14 protein-coding genes and 2 pseudogenes are annotated in these 22,766 nt (G+C 69.9%); 9 read left to right on the forward strand and 7 right to left on the reverse strand.

Annotated elements, in window-relative coordinates; genetic code table 11:
- Window positions 1-853: 853 nt before the first annotated feature.
- Window positions 854-4,024 (reverse strand): (Fe-S)-binding protein, encoded by a 3,171-nt coding sequence (locus D892_RS0113325; RefSeq protein WP_024801709.1) that lies wholly within the window; start codon window positions 4,022-4,024, stop codon window positions 854-856.
- 462 nt (window positions 4,025-4,486) lie between these two features.
- Between D892_RS0113325 and D892_RS0113330 the strand changes: the two genes are divergently transcribed.
- Together D892_RS0113330 and D892_RS41105 are read left to right on the forward strand one after the other, a co-directional pair.
- Window positions 4,487-5,338, forward strand: a complete 852-nt coding sequence (locus tag D892_RS0113330) for a hypothetical protein (RefSeq protein WP_024801710.1) — start codon at window positions 4,487-4,489, stop codon at window positions 5,336-5,338.
- Between the two features lie 337 nt (window positions 5,339-5,675).
- Window positions 5,676-6,551: a hypothetical protein gene (locus D892_RS41105; protein WP_198036890.1), complete on the forward strand. Its 876-nt coding sequence runs from the start codon at window positions 5,676-5,678 to the stop codon at window positions 6,549-6,551.
- Window positions 6,552-6,733: 182 nt separating this feature from the next.
- Here the strand turns inward: D892_RS41105 and D892_RS0113340 are convergent, their stop codons facing one another.
- The 5 genes from D892_RS0113340 to D892_RS0113360 all read right to left on the reverse strand — a co-directional run bounded on the left by D892_RS0113340 (window position 6,734) and on the right by D892_RS0113360 (window position 14,835).
- Entirely contained in the window at window positions 6,734-7,585 is an 852-nt protein-coding gene (locus tag D892_RS0113340) for an NRDE family protein (protein WP_024801712.1), read from the reverse strand.
- 192 nt (window positions 7,586-7,777) lie between these two features.
- Window positions 7,778-9,121, reverse strand: coding sequence for a S1 family peptidase (locus D892_RS0113345; protein ID WP_024801713.1), 1,344 nt, complete (start codon window positions 9,119-9,121; stop codon window positions 7,778-7,780).
- Between the two features lie 123 nt (window positions 9,122-9,244).
- The gene (locus D892_RS0113350) at window positions 9,245-10,612 is read right to left on the reverse strand and encodes a S1 family peptidase (protein ID WP_024801714.1); all 1,368 of its coding nucleotides are present in this window, start codon (window positions 10,610-10,612) and stop codon (window positions 9,245-9,247) included.
- Between the two features lie 168 nt (window positions 10,613-10,780).
- Entirely contained in the window at window positions 10,781-11,932 is a 1,152-nt protein-coding gene (locus tag D892_RS0113355) for a hypothetical protein (protein ID WP_024801715.1), read from the reverse strand.
- Window positions 11,933-11,985: 53 nt separating this feature from the next.
- Entirely contained in the window at window positions 11,986-14,835 is a 2,850-nt protein-coding gene (locus tag D892_RS0113360) for a LuxR C-terminal-related transcriptional regulator (protein WP_024801716.1), read from the reverse strand.
- A gap of 425 nt (window positions 14,836-15,260) precedes the next feature.
- Here D892_RS0113360 and D892_RS48495 point away from each other — a divergent pair.
- Window positions 15,261-15,404 (forward strand): annotated as a pseudogene (locus tag D892_RS48495) (IniB N-terminal domain-containing protein); the annotation flags it as partial.
- A gap of 156 nt (window positions 15,405-15,560) precedes the next feature.
- Here the strand turns inward: D892_RS48495 and D892_RS0113370 are convergent.
- Window positions 15,561-16,718, reverse strand: coding sequence for a zinc-binding dehydrogenase (locus tag D892_RS0113370; protein ID WP_024801717.1), 1,158 nt, complete (start codon window positions 16,716-16,718; stop codon window positions 15,561-15,563).
- Between D892_RS0113370 and D892_RS46640 the strand changes: the two genes are divergently transcribed.
- The 6 genes and pseudogenes from D892_RS46640 to grpE all read left to right on the forward strand — a co-directional run bounded on the left by D892_RS46640 (window position 16,717) and on the right by grpE (window position 22,700).
- Window positions 16,717-16,866, forward strand: coding sequence for a hypothetical protein (locus D892_RS46640; RefSeq protein ID WP_156959500.1), 150 nt, complete (start codon window positions 16,717-16,719; stop codon window positions 16,864-16,866). The genes D892_RS0113370 and D892_RS46640 overlap by 2 nt on opposite strands.
- A gap of 129 nt (window positions 16,867-16,995) precedes the next feature.
- Window positions 16,996-17,655, forward strand: a complete 660-nt coding sequence (locus D892_RS0113380) for an endonuclease (RefSeq protein WP_024801718.1) — start codon at window positions 16,996-16,998, stop codon at window positions 17,653-17,655.
- Window positions 17,656-17,863: 208 nt separating this feature from the next.
- Complete coding sequence (locus D892_RS49380; protein ID WP_198036891.1) at window positions 17,864-18,940, forward strand: DUF1707 domain-containing protein; 1,077 nt, start codon at window positions 17,864-17,866, stop codon at window positions 18,938-18,940.
- 77 nt (window positions 18,941-19,017) lie between these two features.
- On the forward strand, window positions 19,018-19,797 hold the full coding sequence (locus D892_RS0113390) for a DUF1707 domain-containing protein (protein WP_024801720.1): 780 nt from the start codon (window positions 19,018-19,020) through the stop codon (window positions 19,795-19,797).
- Between the two features lie 364 nt (window positions 19,798-20,161).
- Window positions 20,162-22,029, forward strand: a pseudogene (gene dnaK / locus D892_RS41115) (molecular chaperone DnaK).
- Window positions 22,026-22,700, forward strand: coding sequence for a nucleotide exchange factor GrpE (gene grpE, locus D892_RS0113400; protein WP_024801721.1), 675 nt, complete (start codon window positions 22,026-22,028; stop codon window positions 22,698-22,700). The pseudogene dnaK and the gene grpE overlap by 4 nt, the downstream one beginning before the upstream one ends.
- Window positions 22,701-22,766 lie beyond the last annotated feature (66 nt).

Raw genomic sequence — 22,766 nt, forward strand, 5'->3', positions numbered from 1 at the left:
CGGACCGGTTTTCGGTGAAAGTTTTGCTTTAAAACCTAGGCAGGGAGAAACCTAGATCTCGGCAATCGTTCAGTCAAACTCCAACTAGGGCGCAAGTCACAGATGGGCCGCTGTCTGACTCAAGACTGCCTCAACTAGCTGCGGAAATAGCTCCTGTGGATAACTGAGAGTGGATTGCTGCAGTCCTCGTTGCGTCGATATCGTTTGCTGGTCGGCAAATATGGGACACGCGTTCCGCCACGGATCTCCGTAGTTGTCTGATGGACATGAAACAAATCTGTGCAGCGGGGTATATCTTGTTCAAAGCTACAGTTGCTCACTTCTTCGGCGTCCCGGCCGCGGGATTCTTCGGCGTGCCTGCCGGGGGCCGGGACGCCGGCCGGTTCGAGCTCCCGGTGCGGGCTGTGTCGTGGGGTGCAGGATCGGCAAGCTGGACGGCGAGCGATCCGACCCCCCGCCGAACCACATGGCCCGGGTGTACGTGGGCGATGCGGACGAGCACTTCCGCAATGCCGTGGCGGACCGGGCGACGATCGTCCACGAACTCGACAGCCCCTGTGCCTGTCCGTCTACGTCGCGGAGGACCTCGAGGACAACCGACGGACCTTCGCGCAGGCCCACCCGACCATGCGCTGAGCCACGGTCGGGCTACCGGTGGCGCTCACGCTGGGATCCGCGTGATGAGGTCGCCGATGAACTTCTGCCCGGGTCCTACGCCCAGTCGAGGGACGTAGAACCCGGGCAGTCGCTTATAGGCCGGGCGGTGGCATCCCGGCATGCTCTCGCCGGGCCCCGTCACCGGTGCGTGTGGACTCCGGCCACAAGCGCACCGGGATGACGGGCTGCCGCGGTATCAGCTCTTGCGGCCGGGCGCCTTGGCGCCGGACTTGAAACCGAGGCCGCCGGGCTTGGCGGTCGGCGGCTGCGCCGCCGTGCCGTTGCCCTTGTCCGCCGAACCTTCCTCGGCCGCAGGCTGTTCCGGCTCGGTTTCCGGTGCGGATTCGGCGGCCGGTTCGGAGGCGGGCTCGGCCGGTGCCGGCTTCGGTGCGCCGGGTGCCTTCGGTCCGGGGCGTTTGAACCCGGACTTCATAGCGAGTCCCTTCGGCGCCACCGTCGGCTTGGTCTCGGTCGCACCCGAATCGGCTTGTTCGGCCGGGGTTTCCGCCGTGGTCGCGGGCTCGTCCGCCGCCGCGGGCTTCGGCCCGGGTGCCTTGGCCCCCTTGCTGCCGGGTGCCTTGGCGGCGCCCTTCATGGCCAGCCCGCCGGGCTTGGCCGTGGGAGCCGAGGCCGGCTTCTCCTCCGAATCGGGCTCGGCGGCAGGCGCTTTCGCGCCCGGTGCCTTCGCCCCGGGCGCCTTCGCGGCGCCTTTCATCGCGAGCCCGCCGGGCTTGGCGGTAGGAGCCGAAGGAGTCTCCGCGGATGCCTCGTCCGGGGTCGTCTCCGGAGCGGCCTTGGCTCCGGGTGCTTTTGCCGCACCCTTCATCGCGAGACCCTTGCCGCCGGGTGCTTTCGCCCCGCCCTTCATGCCCAGGCCCTTCGCGGGCGCGGCGGGAGCATCGCCGGATTCCTCGGCCGCGGGCGCCTTGGCTCCGGGTGCCTTCGCGGCGCCCTTCATCGCCAATCCGCCACCGCCGGGCGCCTTGCCGCCGCCCTTCATGGCCAGGCCCTTACCTGCGGGCGCGGCCTTGGTCTCGGCCGCCTCGGCTGCCTCGGCCGCGGGTTCGACCTCCGAAACGGGTTCCGGCTCAACGGGTTCCGGCGCCTTCTTCGGCTCCTGGACCACCTTCAGGTTCTCCGACAGCGCGCCCGGCTCGACCCGGTCGATCGACTGGAGCATCAGCTGCGCCACGTCGACGACCTCGACGCCCTGGCCGACCTCACCGGAATCCTTGCGGGCGGTGACGCCGTCGGTGAGCATCACGCGGCAGAACGGGCAGCCGGTGGCGATCATCGACGGTTCATTGCCGCCGCCGAGGGCCGACAGTGCCTCGTCGGTGCGGTCCAGGTTGACGCGCTTGCCGAGCTGCTCCTCCATCCACATGCGGGCACCGCCGGCGCCGCAGCACATGGAACGCTCACCGTGCCGCGGCATTTCGGTGACCTTCGCACCGGAGGCGCCCATCAGCTCCCGCGGCGCGTTGTAGATCTTGTTGTGCCGCCCCAGATAACACGGGTCGTGGTAGGTGACCTTCTCCGACACCGGCTTCACCTGGACCAGCTTCTTCTGCCGCACCAGGCGATTCAGCAGCTGGGTGTGGTGCACGACCTCGTAGTCGCCGCCCACCTGCGGGTACTCGTTGTTCAGCGCGTTGAAGCAGTGCGCGCAGGTGACGACGATCTTCTTCTTCGCATCCTCGACACCCTCGAACACCGAGTTCAGCGTCTCGATGTTCTGCATGGCCAATTGCTGGAACAGGAATTCGTTGCCCGCGCGCCGCGCCGAATCGCCGGTGCAGGTCTCGTCCTGACCCAGCACCATGAACTTCACGCCGGCGGTGGCCAGCAGTTCGGCGACGGCCTTGGTGGTCTTCTTCGCGCGGTCCTCGTACGCGCCCGCGCAGCCCACCCAGAACAGGTATTCGTAGCCCTCGAAGGATTCGGCGTCCTGTCCGTACACCGGAATGTCGAAGTCCAGCTCCGACATCCAGTTCAGCCGGTCCTTGGCGTTCTGGCCCCAGGGGTTGCCCTTGTTCTCCAGATTCTTGAACAGGCCGGCCAGCTCGGAGGGGAACTCCGACTCGATCAGCACCTGGTAGCGGCGCATATCGATGATGTGGTCGACGTGCTCGATATCCACCGGGCACTGCTCCACGCACGCACCGCAGGTGGTGCACGACCACAGCACCTCCGGATCGATAATGCCGCCGACGTCCTCGCCGCCCACCAGCGGGCGCTCCGCCTCGGCCTTCGCCGCCTCCGAAATCTTCGCCAGCGCCGACTCGCTCGGCTTGCCCTCGCCGTCCACCAGGCCGATCTCGTCGCCGCCCATATCCTTCCGGCCACCGGCCAGCAGGTACGGCGCCTTCGCCACGCCGTGGTCGCGCAGCGACATGATCAGCAGCTTCGGCGACAGCGGCTTACCGGTATTCCATGCCGGGCACTGGCTCTGGCAGCGGCCGCATTCGGTGCAGGTGGTGAAGTCCAGCCATCCCTTCCAGGAGAACTCCTCCACCTTGCCGACGCCGAGCGTGTCCTCGTCCGGGTCGATCGCCTCCATGTCGACCAGCGGCTGACCCTTGGACGTCATCGGCTTCGCCGCACCCAGGGCGACGCCGCCGTCGTCCTCGCGCTTGAAGTAGATGTTGAAGAACGCCGCGAACCGGTGCCACGCGACACCCCAGTTGATATTGCGGCCGACCAGCAGCAGGAACGTGCTGCCCGAGACCATCTTGACGAACGCGAACACCGACACCATCGCGACGCTGGACGGCAGCAACTTGGCGACCTGCATGGTGAAGAAGTCGCTCCACATGGTTGCGTGCCCGTAGGTGGCGATCTTGCCGGCCTTGACCATCGTCATGCCGAGGCCCTCGATCAGCACGATCAGCTCGATCGTGTACGCCGGGCCGAACTTCGAGCCGCTGAACCGCGACAGCCGCTGCGGCACCCGCGGGTGGTTGAGCTGGCGGATCACGATCAGCACCAGGATGCCGATGATGGTGCCGATGCCGAGCAGTTCGTCCCACAGGTGGTAGATCCCCCAGTCGCCGAAGATCGGCCAATGGAACTCGGGATCGAAAGTCTGCGGGTACGCCTCGAAATACAGGATGAACCCGCCGAGGAAGCCGATCATCACCAGCCAGTGCGCCCAGCCGACGGTGCGGAACTTGTTCATCCGCGTATGCGCCAGGAACTCGACGAGCATCTGCTTCAGGCGCGGGAAGAACGGCCGCCAGCGGTCCGGGGCGGGTTGTCCGATCATGATGGCGCGGACCATCTTGCCGACCCCGCCGAAGAATGACGCCCAAGCCACCAGGCTGAACGACACTCCTATCACGCCCAGCGTCACTGTCAGGGCATTCATGTCGCGACCTTCCTTCGGTTCAACGAGCACCGGCGGCAGGGCTGTTGCCGTCGGCGTTGCACGCATCCTAACTTCAGTTAAGTTACCCGCCGGTAACTTAGCTGTCCATCCTGCACGCCGCGCCGGTGGGTGAGCCGATTCGGCCGGGCCTGGACCGGGCCGTGATGTGTCCCAAATCACTGGCCTTACGGTTTTGTGACGATGCGATTCGGATAACACCGTATAACCGGGTCATTCCGGTCCATTTACGCAGGACAGGCTTAGTTCGACTGGCGGAAAACGGATCTCGCTTCTGGTCGGTCGTTGAACTAGGCTCACTTCGTCCTGCCTGCTGTGCTTTCTTCGCGCCGCTCGGGGAGGGTCTCTCGCAGGTCGCTCGGACCTAGTGGCGACTTGAGGGATGCGTGGGCTCTCGCGGTGTGGAGGTGCGCAGCGACACTTGAATATGGATTGGATAACCGAATGAATTTCCGCAGCACTACTGCGGTGGGCGCCCTGGCCATCGGCGCCCTGACCGTCGGGTTTGGTACCGCCCACGCCGAACCCGCGGCATCGACCGAGCAGACCATCGGGTACTCGGTCAAACAGGAGGACAAGGCGGTCGTCGCCCGGCTGGGTGACGGAGGGACCTTCGAGCTGACCAAGGCCGATCCGGTTTCGCCTTCGGCCTCCGAAATCTCCGGCCTACCGACGGAAAGCGGCGGTGCGCCGGCCGATATCTCCGGTAAGCCCGAGTCGCCGACCATGGTGACCTTGAAGGACGGTAAGGGCAATGCGGTTCTGAGCTTTCCGCTGGAATACCGGATAGCCGATCAGGCGATTCCGGTGCGGTCGGAATTGCGGGACGACGCCAAGACCTTGGTCGTCACGCCGGAGCGGCCCGCGGGACTGCCGGCCGATCAGCCCCTGAACGTGAAGCCCGTCGCCAAGCCGGTGGCGTCCCCGATCGAGAATCAGCGGGCGCTGGGTGATTTCTCCACCTACTTCGGGCTCTCGACCGCCATCGGCGGTTTCGTCGGCACCGCCATCGGCGCGGTCGTCGGCTGCGCGCTCGGACTGCTCGGGGTGATCGTCGGATGTCTCGTCGGCCTGCCGACCGGCGCGACCATCGGCGGAATTCTCGGGACCGTCGTGGTCGGCGGACCGACGCTGGTGCTCGCGGGCACCGATCTGGTCAGTACGCTGCAGGCGCCGGCCGGCACCACCAAGTGGACCGACTCGGCCATTGAGCAACAGCAGGTGGTCCAGCAGCAGCCGATGCCGCAACAGCCGGCCGCCCAGCAACAGCCGGCCGCGCCGCAGCAGCCGAACTGAATTTCGTAAGCCGAACTGAGTTTCGCGGTAGACGAACAGAATTCGCGGTGGGTGATCCGGCTCCTCTCGGGCGAGAGGGACCGGATCCGCTCGTCGACATTCGAGGCGGTCCTCCCGTAGTCGTTCGAGCCGAGTCTCGCTCGGGCAATCGTGCCGGTGTTGCCACTGCGTGACGAACGCCATCGACTGCGAACTAAAGATCTCATTCCGGCCCGGGTTCGACTAGGCTCGCGTCGTCGTGTGCACTTTGCACACCCTCACGTGGTTCGTGCACTGTCGGAGCGCGTTCGTGAGACGGCGGTGTGCGGTGCGACCTGATGAGGGAATGGAAGACCGAATGAAGTTCCGCGCAGTCACTGCGGCCGGCGCGCTGGTCATCGGTGCGATGACCGTAGCCGCGGGCACCGCGTACGGGGATCCCGCACCGGCGCCCGCCCAACCCGATGCCGAGTACATCGACTACGCCAGCCAGGTGGTGGACAAGACGGTTGTCACCAAGCTCAAGGGAGGAACCTTCGAGCTGGTCGACAAGCCGGGCGCCACGCCCGACCAGCGGCAGCAGGTGCTCGAGGTGAAGAACCAGACGGGCCATGTCGCGCTGGAGATGCCCTTGAGCTTCCGCCTGTCCGGGATGCCGGTCCCGGTCGCGGCGGCGGTGAAGGAAGACAACACCGTCCTGGAGCTGACGCCGGAGAAGCCTGCCGGTCTCGACACCAGCCGTCCGCTGACCGCGGTCGTCCAGCCGATCGCGTCGGATCTCGAGAATCAGCGCGCGATCAACGACTTCGCGACCAAGCTCAGCCTCGGTGCCGGTGGTGGCACCGTGATCGGCGCCGTCATCGGTGGCGTGCTGGGCATCGGGGTCGGTGCCGTGCTCGGCCTGGCGACCGGTGCGGCGGTCGGTTGCGTGGCCGATGCCGTCACCGCTTGCATCCCCGGGCTCGTCGTCGGTGCCCTCGTCGGCACCGTCGCAGGAGCCGTCGTGGGTGCGGCCGGTCTCGGGCTCGTCGGTGCGGCCATCGGCAGCGGCCCGACGGTGACCACCGCCGGTGTCGAGATGCTCAACACGTTGCAGGCAGCGCCCGGCACGACGCCGTGGACGGATCTCCAGGGTTCGCCGAACGTCAAGCCGCCGGCTCCGGCACCTGCCCCGGCACCGGCGCCCGCCCCCGCACCGGTCGCTCCGGCCGCGGGCGAGGTCCAGCCGAGCTGACCGTCTCGCTGAACCGGACCGGAACCCCGGCCCGTTGCCGAACAACGGCAGGGTCGCGCCCGAAGATCACCGACCACCAACTCCGCCACCGGCTTTCCCGAGTACAGGTAAGCCGGTGGCGGTGCTTTGTGTTGTCCGGGCTGGGGTAACACCGGTGCGCCGGTTGTGGCGGCGGTTCAGGTTCAGGTGGGTAGTTTCAGGCTGCCGGTGAACGACACCTCGCCCTGGGGGTGGCCGCGTCGGCCGAACGATCGCTCGGCCACCGTGTAGGCGCCGTCCTCCCGGACCAGTAGCACTGTGCTGCACCGCGTTCCGTGCATCGTGTCGGCGACGAAACGGGCCGAGACGGCCCGTTCGCGGCGGTGTGGCAGGCCCGTGTGCGGCAGCTCGTCATCGGGCGCGGTCGTGCGGTCGGCCAGGACGTCGAAATAGCCCGCTGGATCGCCCGGATTCGCGTCGATCGCCGCATGCAGGGCCGTGAGTCCGTCGCGGACCTTCGGCCATGCCGCGGCGCCGTTGTCGGTGTGCACGACCGCGGGGATGCCGTCCGGTCCGGCCGCCGCCGAGCCGAGCAGCGCGCCGTTGGACAGGCCGTGCAGGCCCGGTACCAGTTCGTGCGGCGTGTGGGCGCTGCGATTGCTGTGCCACCACAGCGTTTCCAGGTCGGATACCACCAGGTTGTAACCGTTGTAGTCGTCCGCCGCGGCAGCGACGCCGCGGACGAACTTCTCCGGGCCCACCTCGCCGCGCAGGTAGTCCATCAGCAGCGCACCCCGCGAGCGGGCGTCGATGCGCCCCTCGGCCGGCCCGCGCACGTTGGTGACCGCGGCGAACCGGTGCTGCGGCCGCATCAGCCCCAGCCAGGTGCTCGGGACCGCATTGCGGGCGCCCAGATCCCGCCCCGCCAGCAGTCCCGGAACCTCGGGCCACACCCGCATGGATTCGGTTGGCCGCGTGTAGAACTCGTCCCGGTTGGCGGCCACGATCAACCGGTACTCCGGGTGGGCCCGCCAGCCCACCAGAATCAGACACATGTATCCAGGATGCCCGACCGGGCACGCGCCGAGATACTGCCCTTCGCTGCCGGTCGACCGCCGTTTCACCGGACAGTGGGCCTACAGTGCGGCCGCCGCCCCGGCCCGGGCGACCACGGGCCGATCCTCCGCGAAACGCACGAGGGGCCGGCGGCATGATCGCCGCCGGCCCCTCGCCGCTGACTCCGGGGTTCAGCTGGTGCGCACCCGCAGGCCCGGGTTGTCGGACAGCACCGTGGTCAACGGCTGCGCGAACAACTGGGGGGCGTCGCCGGTCAGGGCGCCGATCAGGTTCGGGATCTCGCAGATCGGGAAGTCGGCCACCGAGGAGGCGCTGGAGATGCCGAGCGCCTGGGTGCCCGTCACGATCGGGCCGCCGCTGTCACCCGGCAGGGCGCAGATGTTGGCCGAGAACGCCTGGGTGAGCTGACGCTCGTCGACGTCCACCGTCTGGTCGACGGCGTTCACCACGCCGCAGGAGAAGCCGGTGCGCGAACCCGACTTGCAGACCGGGGCGCCGACCACCGGGGCCGCCACGCCGGTGATCGCGATCGGGGCCTGGCCCGGGACGCGAACCGTGTTGTTGGAGAACCGATCCCGCGCATCGTCGTTGATCGACACGATCGAGTAGTCCTGCGCACCGAGTACCGACTTCTCGAACGTGCCCAGCTGCGCGCCGGTCTTGTTGCCCGGCAGCAGCTCGAACATGCCCGGTGCGTTGGCGGTACCGGCCGCCGGGATATTCGGGTCGCAGTGGCCGGCGGTGATGTTCACGACGTTGTCGTTGCGGTCCGTGCCGTTGAACCCGGACGAGCAGACCAGCTTCATCCGGCCCGCGACCGACGCGTAGCCGTCACCGGCCGCGTACGGGCCGGGGCCCTGCTCGCCGGCGATCGGGGTGGCCGCCGTCTCGGACTGCTCGGGGCCCACCGGCGGCGCGGCCATCACGATCACGTGCGCCGGGTCGACGAAGCCGGGCAGCGGCAGGCCGGGCTTGTCCACCCGCACCGCGATGCTGTTGTTGACCGTGTCGACGACCACGCCGCGCACCGCCGCGGCGACCGGCTCCGGCTGGGTCGACAGCCACTGCTGGAAGGCGTTCTTCTCGCCGCGCAGCACCGTCTCGCTCTTGGCCACGTCCTTGACCTGGAAGCCGGCATCCTGCGCGGCCGTGCGGGCGGCGTCGGAGCCCTGCCCCGGTGCCAGCGCCACCACACCCTTGCCGGCGTCGTCCAGCCAGGCTCCCGCGAAGGCCTGGGGGAACTGCCGCTGCGCGGTGGTGGCGAACGTGCCGACCTGCTGCGCGACATCGGCGCGGTGCAGGTACTCGTCGGGGGAGATCTTCAGATCCCGGGCTACGGCCGTGGCCAGATCGGCCGGCAGGTTCGGCGCCGGGGCCGGCTCCGCGGAGGCCGTCGCCGCCATCGGTCCCAGGACCAGGGCGGCCGCCGAGGCTACGACGGCGGCCTTGCGGAGACGGGTACGCGGATTTCGTCCCACGGCGGACGACGACGGGCGGGTGCGTGGCAGGAGCATGTGCCGACTATATGGGTTCACGACGGTTATGCCTACTCATCTCTGGGTCGGTTTCGCGGTCACCCGGACATACCCCCACGGCGTCCGGGTGTTACGCGACAGGTGGATTCGGGGTGGCGGCGTTCACCCGGCATTCGGGCGGGTGCGCACCGAGATTCCGGAGCCGACTCCGCCGCCGGAGTCGGCGTTGATGTCGTCGAGGATCGCTCGGATCGGAATGCCGAGCGTCGCGGTGCCGCCGTAGCCGGCGAGCCCGACGTTGGCCTCGCCGCAGTTCGGTGCGTCGGCCGCATTCGATCCGCTGGTGATCCCGAGGGCCAGCGTGCCGGACACGATCGCGCCGCCGCTGTCGCCGCCCAGTGTGCAGGCCGAGCTGGCGAAGCCGCGGACGGTCTTGGATTCGCCCTCTGCGGTGAACAACTGCGTCTCGACCCGGTCGGCGACGACGAAACCGCAGGTGAACGTGGAGGATTGGCCGGACTTGCAGATCGGCGCGCCCACCACCGGTTCGGCGGTGCCGGTCAGGTTGAGGGTGGTGCCGTTGGCGCCGCGCACCGACGGCTGGTCCATGCCGGCCCGGACCGCCTGATCGCTCAGCTGGATCACCGAGTAGTCCAGGCCGCTGTTGCCGCCGACATTGGCGCGCACGAACGTGCCGAGCTTCGGGCTGGCCTTGAGGTTGCGCACGTCGGGCAGGTACACGTCGGCCTTGCCGTCGCCCTTGTCCAGGTTCGGATCGCAATGTCCCGCACTGATATTCAACGCGTTGCCGGCGGCGTCGGTGCTGTTGAAGCCGAACGAGCAGACGTCCACGGTCTTCAATTCGGCGTCGTCGAGCGCGGTCGCCGCGCTGATGTAGGTGTCGCCGCCCATCGGCCGGCGCTCGACCGGTCCGCCGCCGTTGGGGGACAGCACCACCTTGATGTTGGCGATCAGCGTCGGCAGGTTCAGCAGGTGGCCGGCCGGGGTGTTGGCGACGTTGAGCACCAGCTGGTTGTTCAGGGCGTCGACGGCGACCGAGTTGATGGCCGTGGCGATCTCGCGCGGCAGGCCGTTGATCCAGCCGATGAGCTGGTCGAGGGAGGTCTCCAGGTTGTTCGCGGAGATCGGCGCCAGGCGGGTCTGGTAGCCGGCGGAGGTGACGGCGTTCGCGGCTTCCGGCGAGGTGACCGCCATGATCGGCTTGCCGTCGGGATTCATCCAGGCGCCGGCGAATTCGTCGGGGCGCTCGGAACGGAATTCGCGCGCGTAGTCGCGCAGCTGCTGGGCGCGGGCGGCGCGGTCGAGGTATTCGGCCGGGCTCATCTTCAGGTCGCGGGTGATGGCCTCGGCCATCTGCGGCGGCAGTTGATCGGCGTTGAGCTGCACGGTATCCGGAGCCGGGTCGGCCAGCGCGGGCGCCGAACCCAGCCAGGGCGTAACGAGGACGGTCGAGACGAACGCGATCGCGGCAGCTTTGACCGTGGCGCGCCGCGCCGGCAACTTGCGCATGAAGTCCCTTCGTCAGGCACCGTTGTGCCAGGTGAATCAGTGGGCGTTAAACCGTTGTGCGGCAACGGCCCTCGTTCGGCAGCATACCGGCCGCCCGGTCGGAGACCGGGTGACTCGGGTCAGCGCTTCACTTTAGGGCACAAATGCGCCGAATTCGCTACGAAATGATCACGGAATCCCGTAGCCCATCGACGGAGTCGGCAACCACTCCGGGAACGGCAGGTAGGGAACGACGGTCGTGGGGGTCCGGCGGGGCGTGGTCCGTGGTGTCCGGCGCGGCGTCGTGGTGGTCGACGACGGCGGCGGAGGCGGCGGCGCCGCGGTGGTGGCCGGGGGCGGCGGGGGAGTCGTTTCGGGAATCTCGGTGTCGGGTACGGGTTCCGGTTCGACGATCGTCGGTTCCGGGGCCACGAAGACCGGCGCCGGCGGCGGAGCGGCGGACGTCGGTGCCGGTTCGGATCGCGCGTTGGGTAGCGGTGGGGCCGGTGTGGCCTCGTCGTCGCGCAGCATCAGCGCCACGATGACGCCGCCGAATATCAGGCCGAGCACGGCGGCCGCGGCGATCAGCAGCGGCGTGCGCCGGGCGCGGGCGGGTTCGGGGGCCGGCACCGGGGTGGGCGCGACCGTGGTGGGGGTCGCCGGTTCGGCGGCCGGCGTGACCGCGGCCGCGGCCGTCGAGTAGGCCACCGGCATCGCCTCGGAGTAGGCCTGCGCCGTCGGTTCGCTGGTCGGCAGGGCGGGCAGGACGTCAGTGACGATCAGCGCGTTCTCGGTGTGGCTGGGATCCGGCGGGGTGGCGCCGGCCGGGGTGGCGAGCACGGCCGCCAGTGCGGCGTTCGCGGCGTGCCGGGCGTAGCCGCGACCGTCGGACCCGTCGGCCAGTTCGTCCTCGCCGACCAGCGCCACCGAACGCAGGCCGAGGTAGTCGAGGGCGTCGCGCAGGGCGCTCACCTGCTCGGCCGGCCAGTCCGCCGGGTGCGCGGCGTAGAACTCGGCGGGGCCGGCGAGATGGTCGGCGGCCAGGTTGATCAGGCAGAACAGCGCGGTCGCGACCAGGTCCTCGGCGCGGTAGGCCGGGCCGTCGTCGACCGAGATGCCGGACGGGTCGCCGACCGCCGCGAAGAATCCGGTGATCGAATGGGAGTGGCCCGAGGGCGGGGCGCCGCCCAGTGCGGCATCGCCGTCGTCGGACATGTGCAGGACCGACTCGCGGACGATGAAGTGGGGTTCGGGCGTGTCGCTGTCCGGCTCACCGGTGTCGGCGACGACCGCCGCGATGCACTCGTCATCCGCGATGCGCAGGCCGACCCCTGTGGCCATCCTCTTCTACCTCGCTTCGGTGTCTCGGTGCGCCGCTCCCGCACCGAGAGGTATCACACGAGCAGCGAGCCGTGGCCCATGGCGCGGAGCATCGACAATAACTCCGAGCGCGACCCGGCTCCGATCCGACGCCGGATCCGCGCGACATGATGCTCCACCGTCTTCGCCGAGATGTACAGCCGAGCGCCGATTTCCCGATAGGTGAGCCCGAGAAGGACCAGTTCGGCGACCTCGCGTTCGCGTTCGCTGAGGATGTCGCTGCCGGCCGCCGGATCGGGCCGAGGGGCGTGTGCGGGTTCGGGCGGACGGATCGGCAGTTCGAGCGGCCGGGCCTCGGTGCGAATGGTGCGGGCCAGCTTCAGCAGGGCGGTGGCGGCGTCCGAATCGTCGATGGCCAGCGCCGCCTCGCCGGCCAGCCGGGCGGCGTCCCAGACCATGCCGATACCGGCCAGGCGGCGCACCGCGGCGGACACCTCATCCGGGGCGACCCGGCCGCGCAGGATCAGCACCCAGGTGCGTCCCGCGTCGGCCAGCGCCGCGGCGTGCGCATCGCCGGTCCGCGCCGCCGCCCGTAATCGCTGTGCGGGAAGCAGTAATTCGTCGGGGCTCTCGCGCGCGATCGCCGCCTGGACCGCGTACCAGTGGAAGGCGTTCGCCCAGGCCGGTGGATCGCCCAGGCGGTGCAGCAGCGTTCGGGCGGCATCCACCAGCGGCGTCACCCGGCTCTCGTCGCGCAGCCTGATTCCGGCCAGCCACAGCTCGCCGATCGGCAGCAGCGTCAGCAGGTCGGCGCCTACCTCGTCGAACAGCGGGTAGGCCGCCTGCCAGGCCGGCGTCAGCGCGGACCGGTCGCCGCCGCGCCGGGCCAGCCCGACCCGGACGCCGTGCGCGAGCAACCGGTCGCGAACGGGGAGCGCGTCGAAATCCAGCGCCGCGACGATCTGCGCGGCCGACTGCTCGTCGCCGCCGAGCATCGAGGTCCACGCCGACAGCACCAGCAGGTGCGGGTCGTGGGCCTGGGCCGGTGCGCGGTTCGGTGCGGTGATGCGCGTTGCCCCGGACGGTTCCGGGCGGGGCGCCGAGGAGCGCAGGGCGTCGGCGGCGCGGCGCGGTTCGCCCATGCTCAGGCACAGCAGCGTGGCGATCGATACCGCGGCGCACGGCAGGAAGCGATCGGCGCCGGCCACCGCGATATCGGCGCGGGACGCCCGGATCAGTTCCGAGGCCGCCGACAGGACCGAATTACGTTCGGGGACAACCGGTTCGGACGGGGTGCGGACCGGCGTGAAATCGTCGCCGGACGCCGGTGCCGCCGGGTCCGCGACGGGGAGTTCGTCGGGCTCGGTGCGCACTGCCGCTGAATCGTGCAGTGCCGCTGAGTCGCGCAGTGCCGCCGGATCGCGGACTGCTGCCGGATCGCCGGTGCCGTGGGCGGCCGATCCGTCCGGTGCGGACGGCGATCGGGACCCGTTCGCGCCGGACTTCGTGTGGTCCGGGAGGCCGAGGGATCGGGCCAGGGCGGAGGAGATCACGCTCGCGCGCGTGGTGGTCTCGGTCGGGGGCCACAGCGCCGCCGACGCGGACATCGCGGCGGCCGACTCCACATCGCCGGCCAGGTAGAACACGGTGGCCCCGACGGCCCAGTCCGCGCCGACGCGATGCGGGCCGAGCCACGAATACAGCTGGGCGGCCCGGGACACCAGGCCGCGCCGGGTCCACACGCCGGCACAGACGCGCACGGCCGCGGCCAGCTCGGGCACCGGGCTGTCGGCGGCGGCCAGGATCGGTTCGGTCAGGCGCAGGGCCCGGTCGCCGTCGCCGAGCCGGGCGGCGGCCTCGGCCCAGCGGACCGTCATCGCCGGTGCCGGCTGCCATCCCGTCCCGGTGCCGCCGGCGGCGGCCGCGCGGTAGTAGCGGACGGCGTCGCCGCCCGCCTTTTCGGCTGCGGCGCACAGGAATTCGGCCAGTCTCGGATCGCGCACGCCGGACTCGGCCAGCAGCAGCGCGGTGTTGTCGCGCAGCAGACCGGCGGCCAGCCGGGATTGCAGCAGCCGCCGCAGCACCATCAGGAAGCGGCGATCGCCCACCAGCGTGCGCAGCGGGGCCACCGCCGGGGCGAGCAGCAGGTCGGCGTCGGTCACCAGGGCGCTCGCGCGGGCTCGATCGATGAGGTCGACGGCGGCGGCGTCGGTCGTGTCCAGCACCTCGGTGAGCTCGGTGGGGTCCAGGCCGGCGCCGGTGGCCGCGATGACGAACGCGTCCAGCAGGTCGTGCCCGGTGTCGTCGAGCAGGGCCCGCGCCCACGTCGTCACGGCCGCATCGACCGCCTCGAAGCCCGCGTCCAGGCGGGTGGTGGAGGCCGCCGACAGCGCGGCCAGCACGCCGCCGTGGATGCCGGCGGTGCGCTCGTGGATGTGCTGTGCGACGGGCCGCGGCACCATCATGCCCAGTTCCCGCGCGAACGGGGCGATATCGGTCACGCCCAGCGGCCGCTGTTCGATGACCCGGCCGTGTCGCGCCACCGCGTCGGTGAGGGCACGCAGGGCCGGCACGTGCGGCCGCGGCTGGGTGGCGATAATCACTGTGCGGCAACCGGATTCGACGGCCGCGCAGAGCTTCGCCAGCTCGTCCGGGGGCAGGGTGTGCGCGTCGTCGACGATCAGCGGCGACCGTGGATCGGCGCTCTCCGCGATGCTGTCGAACGTGCCGATGACGCCGCCGGACGTGCCGATGCCGCGCCCGCGCAGCCTGCTCCGGATCGCCGCCAGCAGCGTCGACTTCCCCGTCCCGGAGCGGCCCCGGATCAGCTGGACGAGCGGATCCGGACCTGCCGAATCCAGCTCACGGAACAATTCCCGAATTCCCGGCAGCGATTCGTACGCGATCGCTGTTTCAGTCGCCACCGAACCCGACCATCTCTGTGCCGGGACGCCCGGTCGGCGCGCTGTCCGTGAGGTGGAGAGTGGAATCCGGTCCACCCGGCATCGGCACAGCGATCGCGTCGGACGACCCGACGGTGGTGCCGAGCGTCAGGCTCTGAGTCATGCGAGAACCCCTGTCGTTCGAAACGCGAGGTGGAACGTGTAGGTCGGTGTCGGCACCGGTTCGCACGGTTGTCCTCGACCTAACGGGGCTGTCGGTTGCTGGGGGTTCGTCGTTACTCGTCTTGTCGCAACTGCGGGAATTTCCCCTAATTCGGTCGTCTCCCCATCGTCGCCGCGGTGGAGAGGAGGGGGTTTCGCCCCGTTACGGCGTTCCGGTCGGGTTCCTAGCGTGCAGGCAACCCGACCGCCGCGGACCGCGAGGCCCGCCGATTCCGGAGATGGTGATGAGCCCCAACGCGATTGCCGAGTTCGTCCTGGGCCTGCTGCGCGATGACGAGGTCGCCGCGGCGTACTGCGCCGATCCGGCCCGGGCGCTGGCTGCGGCGGGCCTGGCGGTGACCCAGGAGGATGTCGCCGCCCTGGTGCCGGTGGTGGCCGAATCCACGCAGTTCACCGACGGGTGGAGGCTCGGGGCGCTCCTCGCCGCGAGTCCCGGGGACAACGCCGAGGAGGATGCCGCGCCGGCCACGTTCCGCGCGGCGACCGTCTGGTCGCGCATCGATGTCTCGCGGCTGTTCGGCGTATCAGATCCCGCCGGTACCGGCGGGATCGATGAGGATCTTGGCGTGCTCCTCCGGGTCGCCGAGCGCGGCGAAGGCGTCGCGCACGCCGTCCAGGCCGACCGTGCCGGTGATCAGCGGGGCGGGGTCGATCTTGCCGTCGGCGATCATGTGCAGGGTGTCGCGGAACTCGCCCGGGTCGTAACCGAAGGCGAAGCGCAGTTCGATCTCCTTGTTGACCGCCATGGCCGGATGGATCCGATCGGCCTCCATGCAGACGCCGACCACCACGACGCGAGACATCGGCGGGGCGGCCGCGACGATCTGATCGATGATCCCGGGAACGCCGACGCATTCGAAGATCACCGGCCCGCCCGGCGCCGCGTTCAGTGTGTGCGCCAGCCGGAACAGGTACCACCACGGTAGGTTCGGCAGCCGCCGCAGCCGTTCCATCGCGTCGAAGCCCAGATTCAGCAGGTCGGCCGCGCCGGTGACGCGGCTCTTGCGCGGCGCGGCGTCCCACGGTGATGCGGCGGCGGGATCGACGACGACGTCGGCGCCGCACCGGGCGGCGAGTTCCCGGCGGCGCGGCGAGAGATCACTGGCCACAATCGATGTCACCCCGGCGGCCCGCAGCAGGCTGATCACCGCGAGCCCGATCGGGCCGCAGCCGATCACGAACGCGTTCTGCCGCTTGCCGATCCGGCCTTTTCGTACCGCGTGCCAGGCCACCGCCATCGGCTCGGTGAGCGCGGCGTGCTCGGCCGGCAACCCGTTCGGCACCGGGAAGGTCATCGACTCCTGCACCACGACCTGTTCGGCGTACCCGCCGGGCGCCGCCGCCGACAGACCCGTCAGCTCCGGTTGCCGCCCGTGGCGCAGGACCGGCAGCGCCACCACGGGCGTGCCGCCCCGCCACCGCTTGCGGCATCCCGGCCCGTATTCGGCTACCTCCCCGCAGAATTCGTGCCCGAGCACGACCCGCTGCTCCGACCGCATGAAGTTGCCGTACCCCGTGGCCGCGGCCAGGTCCGCGAGTTCGTCGCAGTGCACCCGGGCGTGCAGGTCGGAGCCGCAGATCCCGCACCGCCGCACATCGATCACCAACTGCCCGCGCCCCGGCCGCGGCGCCGCGACGTCGGCGACCTCGAGCTCGCCCCCGGAACAGACCACCGCCTTCATGCCCGCACGATACCCCTGGCCACGGCCGCGCGTCCGGAACTTCGGCGCGGCCGAACGCTCCGCGTCCACCCGGTTTCACGCGGGCGTCCGGCCCGTCGTGCTGATGCCGGACGTGGTGTCGGCGCTCGGTGCGGGAGATGTCGGCTGATCGCGGCGGTGCGGTCTCCGTGTAGCTCGCGCCGCTCGGGGTACGACGAATCTGTCGTCCAGGTACGGCGAAGCTGTCGAAAGGCGGTGCGAGATGAGTCGAGGCAATGAGATGAGTCGAGGCGATCAGATGAGTCGAGGCGATGGCGACAATGGCGACGTCGTGCGTGCGCTGCTCGAACGCGCGGGGACCAGCTATGCCTCCGAGGCCGGGATCAAGCTGGCGGATCAGCCCGCCCCGCTGTTCCAGTTGCTCATGCTGGCCAAGCTGCTGAGCACGCGGATCTCGGCGGAGATCGCGGTGGCGGCGGCGAAGGAGTTGATCCGCTCCGGCTACACCACTCCGCGCAAGGTCGCCGATGCCGACTGGCAGGAGCTGGTCGATGCTCTCGGCCGCGCCCACTACAAGCGCTACGACGAGTCCACGGCCACCCGGCTCGGCGTCAACGCGTCGCTGCTGCTGGACAAATACCACGGCGACCTGCGCAAGCTGGCCGAGGAAGCCGATCACGATCCGAGCCGCCTCGCCGAACTGCTGAAACAGTTCAACGGCATCGGCCCGGTCGGCGCCGACATCTTCCTGCGGGAGGTCCAGGACGTCTGGACCTGGGTGCGCCCGCACTTCGACGAGCGCGCCCGTAAGGGCGCCGAGAAGCTGCACCTGCCCACCGACCCGAAGGCTCTCGATCGCCTCGGCTCCCGAGGCCACGACGCCGAGCTGGCCGCGGCCCTGGTGCGGATCAGCCTCGACCCGGACCTGGCCGACGAGGTCGCCGCGGCCACGCACTGAGCCGTCGATGCGGACCGGGCTGCCGACAGGACTGTGGCCCGGTACGCGGGGCGGCCGCCGAACGCGTCGGTGCCGCCTCGATGACCAGTGGCGCGGTGGTCGTCGGCGGGGTATGTCACGGCCGCTGATCCGGGACGCGGCCGGTGGCCTGGCGCGGCTGTGCGACACGGCGTGATCCGCTGTGCGCTGCGCGTATTACTATCCGGGTGTGGTGTCGAAATCGTCCGGATCGTCGGGGTACTCGGCGGGACGAATTCGAGCCCGCGATGTCGACCGGGTGAATACGCGTGCCCGGCTGGATATCGCCTATGAGGAGGGTCAGCTCGGCGCCGACGAGTATCACGATCGGTCCGGCCGCGCCGCGGCCGCGGAGACGCTGGCGCAGTTGCATTCCCTGGTGGCCGACCTGCAAGCGTCGCCGGGGTCCGCCGATCTCGGGCTGCCGCGGCCGGAGTCGCTCCGGACCCGGCACCGCGGTGAGTATCCGGCCGGGGTCCGGGCCCGGGACGAGGACCGCGCGGCCGCGTGCGTGATCCTGGACGCCGCGCTCGGCGACGGTCAGCTGTCCGTGGACGACCATCGCACCCTGACCGAATTGGCCGGGGCGGCAAAGACTCTGGGCGATCTGGCCGACCTGACCGGCGACCTGCAACGTCCGGTCGGCGCGCCCGCCGAACCGCGGCGTCCGCGGTCGCGGCGGGGCTGGTTCGCGGCCGGTGCGGCCGTGGTTGTGGTGTGCGCCGCGGTCGCGGGCTTCTCGGCAACGCATCGATCGGCGGCCACGCCGGACGTCGCGCTCGGCGCGGAGCCCGCGCAGGTCCAGCCGCTGGTGGTGCCGATGCCCGAACTCACCACCGCCGACGGCTTCGCGCTGGTCCGGGAGCGGTACCGGGCGAAGTTCGGCGGCACCGTCGTCGACGAACTGACCCTGTTCCCGGGTTACGCCCTGGTGGAGGCGGCCCCGGCGGGTCAGCCGAATCGGGTGGTCCGCTGGGACTACCGGGGTGGTTTCATGCCGAGCGGCGATCCGACCACGCGCCCGGTCGGCACCGCGACCTTCGACCTCGCCGCGGTGGACCCGGCGGTGCTCGGCAGGCTGCTGGCCGAGGCGCCGGGGCTGCTGCGGGTCGAGGGCGGCGCGGTATCGCACGTGAGTTTCGAGACCGACACCATTTCGCACGCCCCGCAGATCTCCATTTATGCCGGCAACAGCTTCGACGAGAGCGGCTACCTGGAGACCACCCCGGCCGGCGACATGGTGCGGGTTTCCCCGTTCGGCGGATAGCCGGCGACAGTGAGTAGGTATCCGAGTGAATCATCCGGACGGCACGCCCAGGCGTCGGATCGCGGCGAGGTGACGCCGTGAGCCCGGCGCGCAACAGCGGCCTGCGGGTGCGGGACGCGGACCGGGTGGACGCCTGCGCCCTCCTCGATACCGCCCGCGACGACGGCCAGCTCACGGCGGACGAGCACGGCGAGCGAACGGCCGCGGCGTTGCGCGCCAAGACCTTCGGCGATCTCGATGCGCTGGTAGCCGACCTGCAGATCCCCCGCAACCTGGTCCGGAGCGCGGTGGTGAACCCGCGGCGGCGGCAGCGGTCGCGCCGGTGGGTGCTCGCCGGCGCCGCCGTGGCCGCCGCGGCGGCGGTCGGCGCGCTGGCCGGGGTGGTGGCCACCGATCGGCCCGGATCATCCGGCTCGGATCTGCCCGACCTGACCACGGCGCGCGGCATCGAGACGTTCCTCGCCGACTACCGCGCGCACTTCGGTGACCTGATGGTCGACGAACTGACCCTGCATCCGGAGCACGCCTCGTTCGAACGCGCGGCCGAGGGTGGCACCGGACGTTTCTCCTACCGTGGGGAATTCGCCGACTCGTCGGTGACCGACCGCGATCCGGACGTGCGGCCCTTCGATCTCGGCGCGATCGACGTGCCCCTGCTGGCGCGTTATCTGGCCGGTGCGCCGCAGACCGTCGGCGCCCCGGGCGGCGCCGTCACCTACCTCATCGTCCAGCGCTCGACGGACCTGCCCGACGAGGGTCCGGTGCTGTCGATCTACACCAAGGGCGCGGCCGGAAGCGGATATATGACGATCAGCCCGTCCGGTGAGCCGCTGAGCGTCTACCGCGCGAGTCGCTGAGCCGGTCCCGGACCGGTCGAGTGGGACGGCCTTCGAAGAAACTTCACCGGCCGGGAATGGATGACGCGCGCCGCTCGTTGTCCGGATCAAGGCAGTGGTTGAGCGTGGCAGACTCAAGTTCGAGGTTGACTCGACTGTGGTCGACAGGCAGGATTGAGCCGACCACGCTCAGCGTTGCTGGGACCGTGCTCCGTGCGGTGTTGGGGCCAGGTCCCTGCGGCCCGGCGAAGAGATCGCCACCGCGGCAGGTTCGCCTGCACACCCACACAGGACATCAACACAGGTAGGAGCGGTCAAGCCGAAGGCGGCAGCCTGCGCGACCGCGTAGGAACCGCTCCTACCGAATGAGTACAGGAGGAACACAATGGCTCGTGCGGTCGGTATCGACCTCGGGACCACGAACTCGGTCATCGCCGTTCTCGAAGGTGGTGAGCCGGTCGTCGTCGCCAACTCGGAAGGATCGCGCACCACCCCGTCGATCGTCGCGTTCGCCAAGAACGGCGAGGTGCTGGTCGGCCAGCCGGCGAAGAACCAGGCCGTCACGAACGTCGATCGCACGGTCAGGTCGGTCAAGCGCCACATGGGCGAGAACGACTGGAACGTCGCCATCGACGACAAGAAGTACAGCCCGCAGGAGATCAGCGCGCGCGCGTGCTGATGAAGCTGAAGCGCGACGCGGAGTCCTACCTCGGTGAGGAGATCACCGATGCGGTCATCACGGTGCCGGCGTACTTCGAGGACTCGCAGCGCCAGGCCACCAAGGAGGCCGGCCAGATCGCGGGCATGAACGTCCTGCGCATCGTCAACGAGCCCACCGCGGCCGCGCTCGCCTACGGCCTGGACAAGGGCGAGAAGGAACAGACCATCCTGGTCTTCGACCTCGGTGGCGGCACCTTCGACGTCTCGCTGCTGGAGATCGGTGAGGGCGTCGTCGAGGTCCGCGCCACCTCCGGCGACAACCACCTCGGTGGCGACGACTGGGACAACCGGATCGTCGACTGGCTGGTCGAGAAGTTCAAGAACAGCTCGAGCATCGACCTGACCAAGGACAAGATGGCGATGCAGCGGCTGCGCGAGGCCGCCGAGAAGGCCAAGATCGAGCTGAGCTCGAGTCAGTCCACCTCGATCAACCTGCCCTACATCACCGTCGACGCGGACAAGAACCCGCTGTTCCTGGACGAGCAGCTGTCCCGCGCGGAGTTCCAGCGGATAACGTCCGACCTGCTCGACCGCACCCGGCAGCCGTTCCAGTCGGTGATAAAGGATGCCGGCATCGCGGTGAAGGACATCGATCACGTTGTCCTGGTGGGTGGTTCGACCCGCATGCCCGCCGTCACCGATCTGGTGCGCGAGCTGACCGGCGGCAAGGAGCCCAACAAGGGCGTGAACCCGGACGAGGTCGTCGCCGTCGGCGCCGCCCTGCAGGCCGGCGTGCTGAAGGGCGAGGTCAAGGACGTCCTGCTGCTCGATGTGACCCCGCTGTCGCTGGGCATCGAGACCAAGGGCGGCGTGATGACCAAGCTGATCGAGCGCAACACCACCATCCCCACCAAGCGGTCGGAGACCTTCACCACCGCCGACGACAACCAGCCGTCGGTGCAGATCCAGGTCTTCCAGGGTGAGCGCGAGATCGCCTCGCACAACAAGCTGCTCGGCTCGTTCGAGCTGACCGGTATTCCGCCGGCCCCGCGCGGCGTGCCGCAGATCGAGGTCACCTTCGACATCGACGCCAACGGCATCGTGCACGTCACCGCCAAGGACAAGGGCACCGGTAAGGAGAACACGATCAAGATCCAGGACGGCTCCGGTCTGTCCAAGGAGGAGATCGACCGGATGGTGAAGGACGCCGAGGCGCACGCGGCCGAGGACAAGACGCGCCGCGAGGAGGCGGAGACCCGCAACCAGGCCGAATCGCTGGTGCACCAGACCGAGAAGTTCATCGCGGACAACGAGGACAAGGTCCCCGCGGACGTGAAGGACAAGGTCGAGGCGGCCATCGGCGAGGCCAAGGAGGCGCTGAAGGGCACCGACACCGCCGCCGTCAAGGCCGCGGTGGAGAAGCTGGCCGCCGAGTCGCAGGCCCTGGGCCAGGCGATCTACGAGGCCTCCGCGGCCGATGCCGCCGCCTCCGGCAACGGGGCCGAGGGCTCCGCCGGTTCGAACACCGCCGGTTCGAACACCGACGACACCGTCGTGGACGCCGAGGTCGTGGACGAGCCGGAGAAGAAGTGACGGACAACCCGGAACAGGAGCCGATCACCATCGTGGACAGGCGAAAGGTCGATCCGTCGGATTACGAGGGTCGTGCCGCGGGCTCGTTCGAGGGTGACGCGGCCGGCTCCGCTCCGCAGGGCGAGGCCGCGGCCGAAGGCGCCGCGGCCCCCGCCGCCGGAGCCCAGGCCGGCAACGGCGAGGCCCTCGCCGACACGATCGGCGCGGAACTGGCCGAGCGCACCGCGGATCTGCAGCGGCTGACCGCCGAGTACGCCAACTACCGGCGCCGCGTCGAGCGCGACCGGAAGACGGCGACCGATTCGGCGAAGGCCGCGGTGGTCACCGAACTGCTCGGCGTGCTCGACGATCTCGACCGGGCCCGCGCGCACGGCGATCTGGAGTCCGGACCACTGAAGTCGGTGGCGGACAAGCTCGTCGACGCGCTGACCAAGCAGGGTCTCGAGGAGTTCGGCACGGAGGGCGAGCCCTTCGACCCGACGCTGCACGAGGCCGTGCAGCACGAGGGCGAGGGCCACAACCCGGTGATCGGCGTGGTGATGCGCAAGGGTTACCGCTTCGGTGATCGAATCCTGCGGCATGCGCTCGTGGGAGTCACCGACGGGGTGGCAGATCTGGTGGACTCACCGGATGCGGCGAACGCTGGCAACGATGCCGACGGGATCGCGTAACACTCACCAGCCTGAGCGGCCGGGGCCCGCAGGTGGCAGCTTGCGTTGCCACGCAGGCCCCCCGCT

The organism is Nocardia sp. BMG51109, from assembly GCF_000526215.1.
GTDB lineage: Bacteria > Actinomycetota > Actinomycetes > Mycobacteriales > Mycobacteriaceae > Nocardia.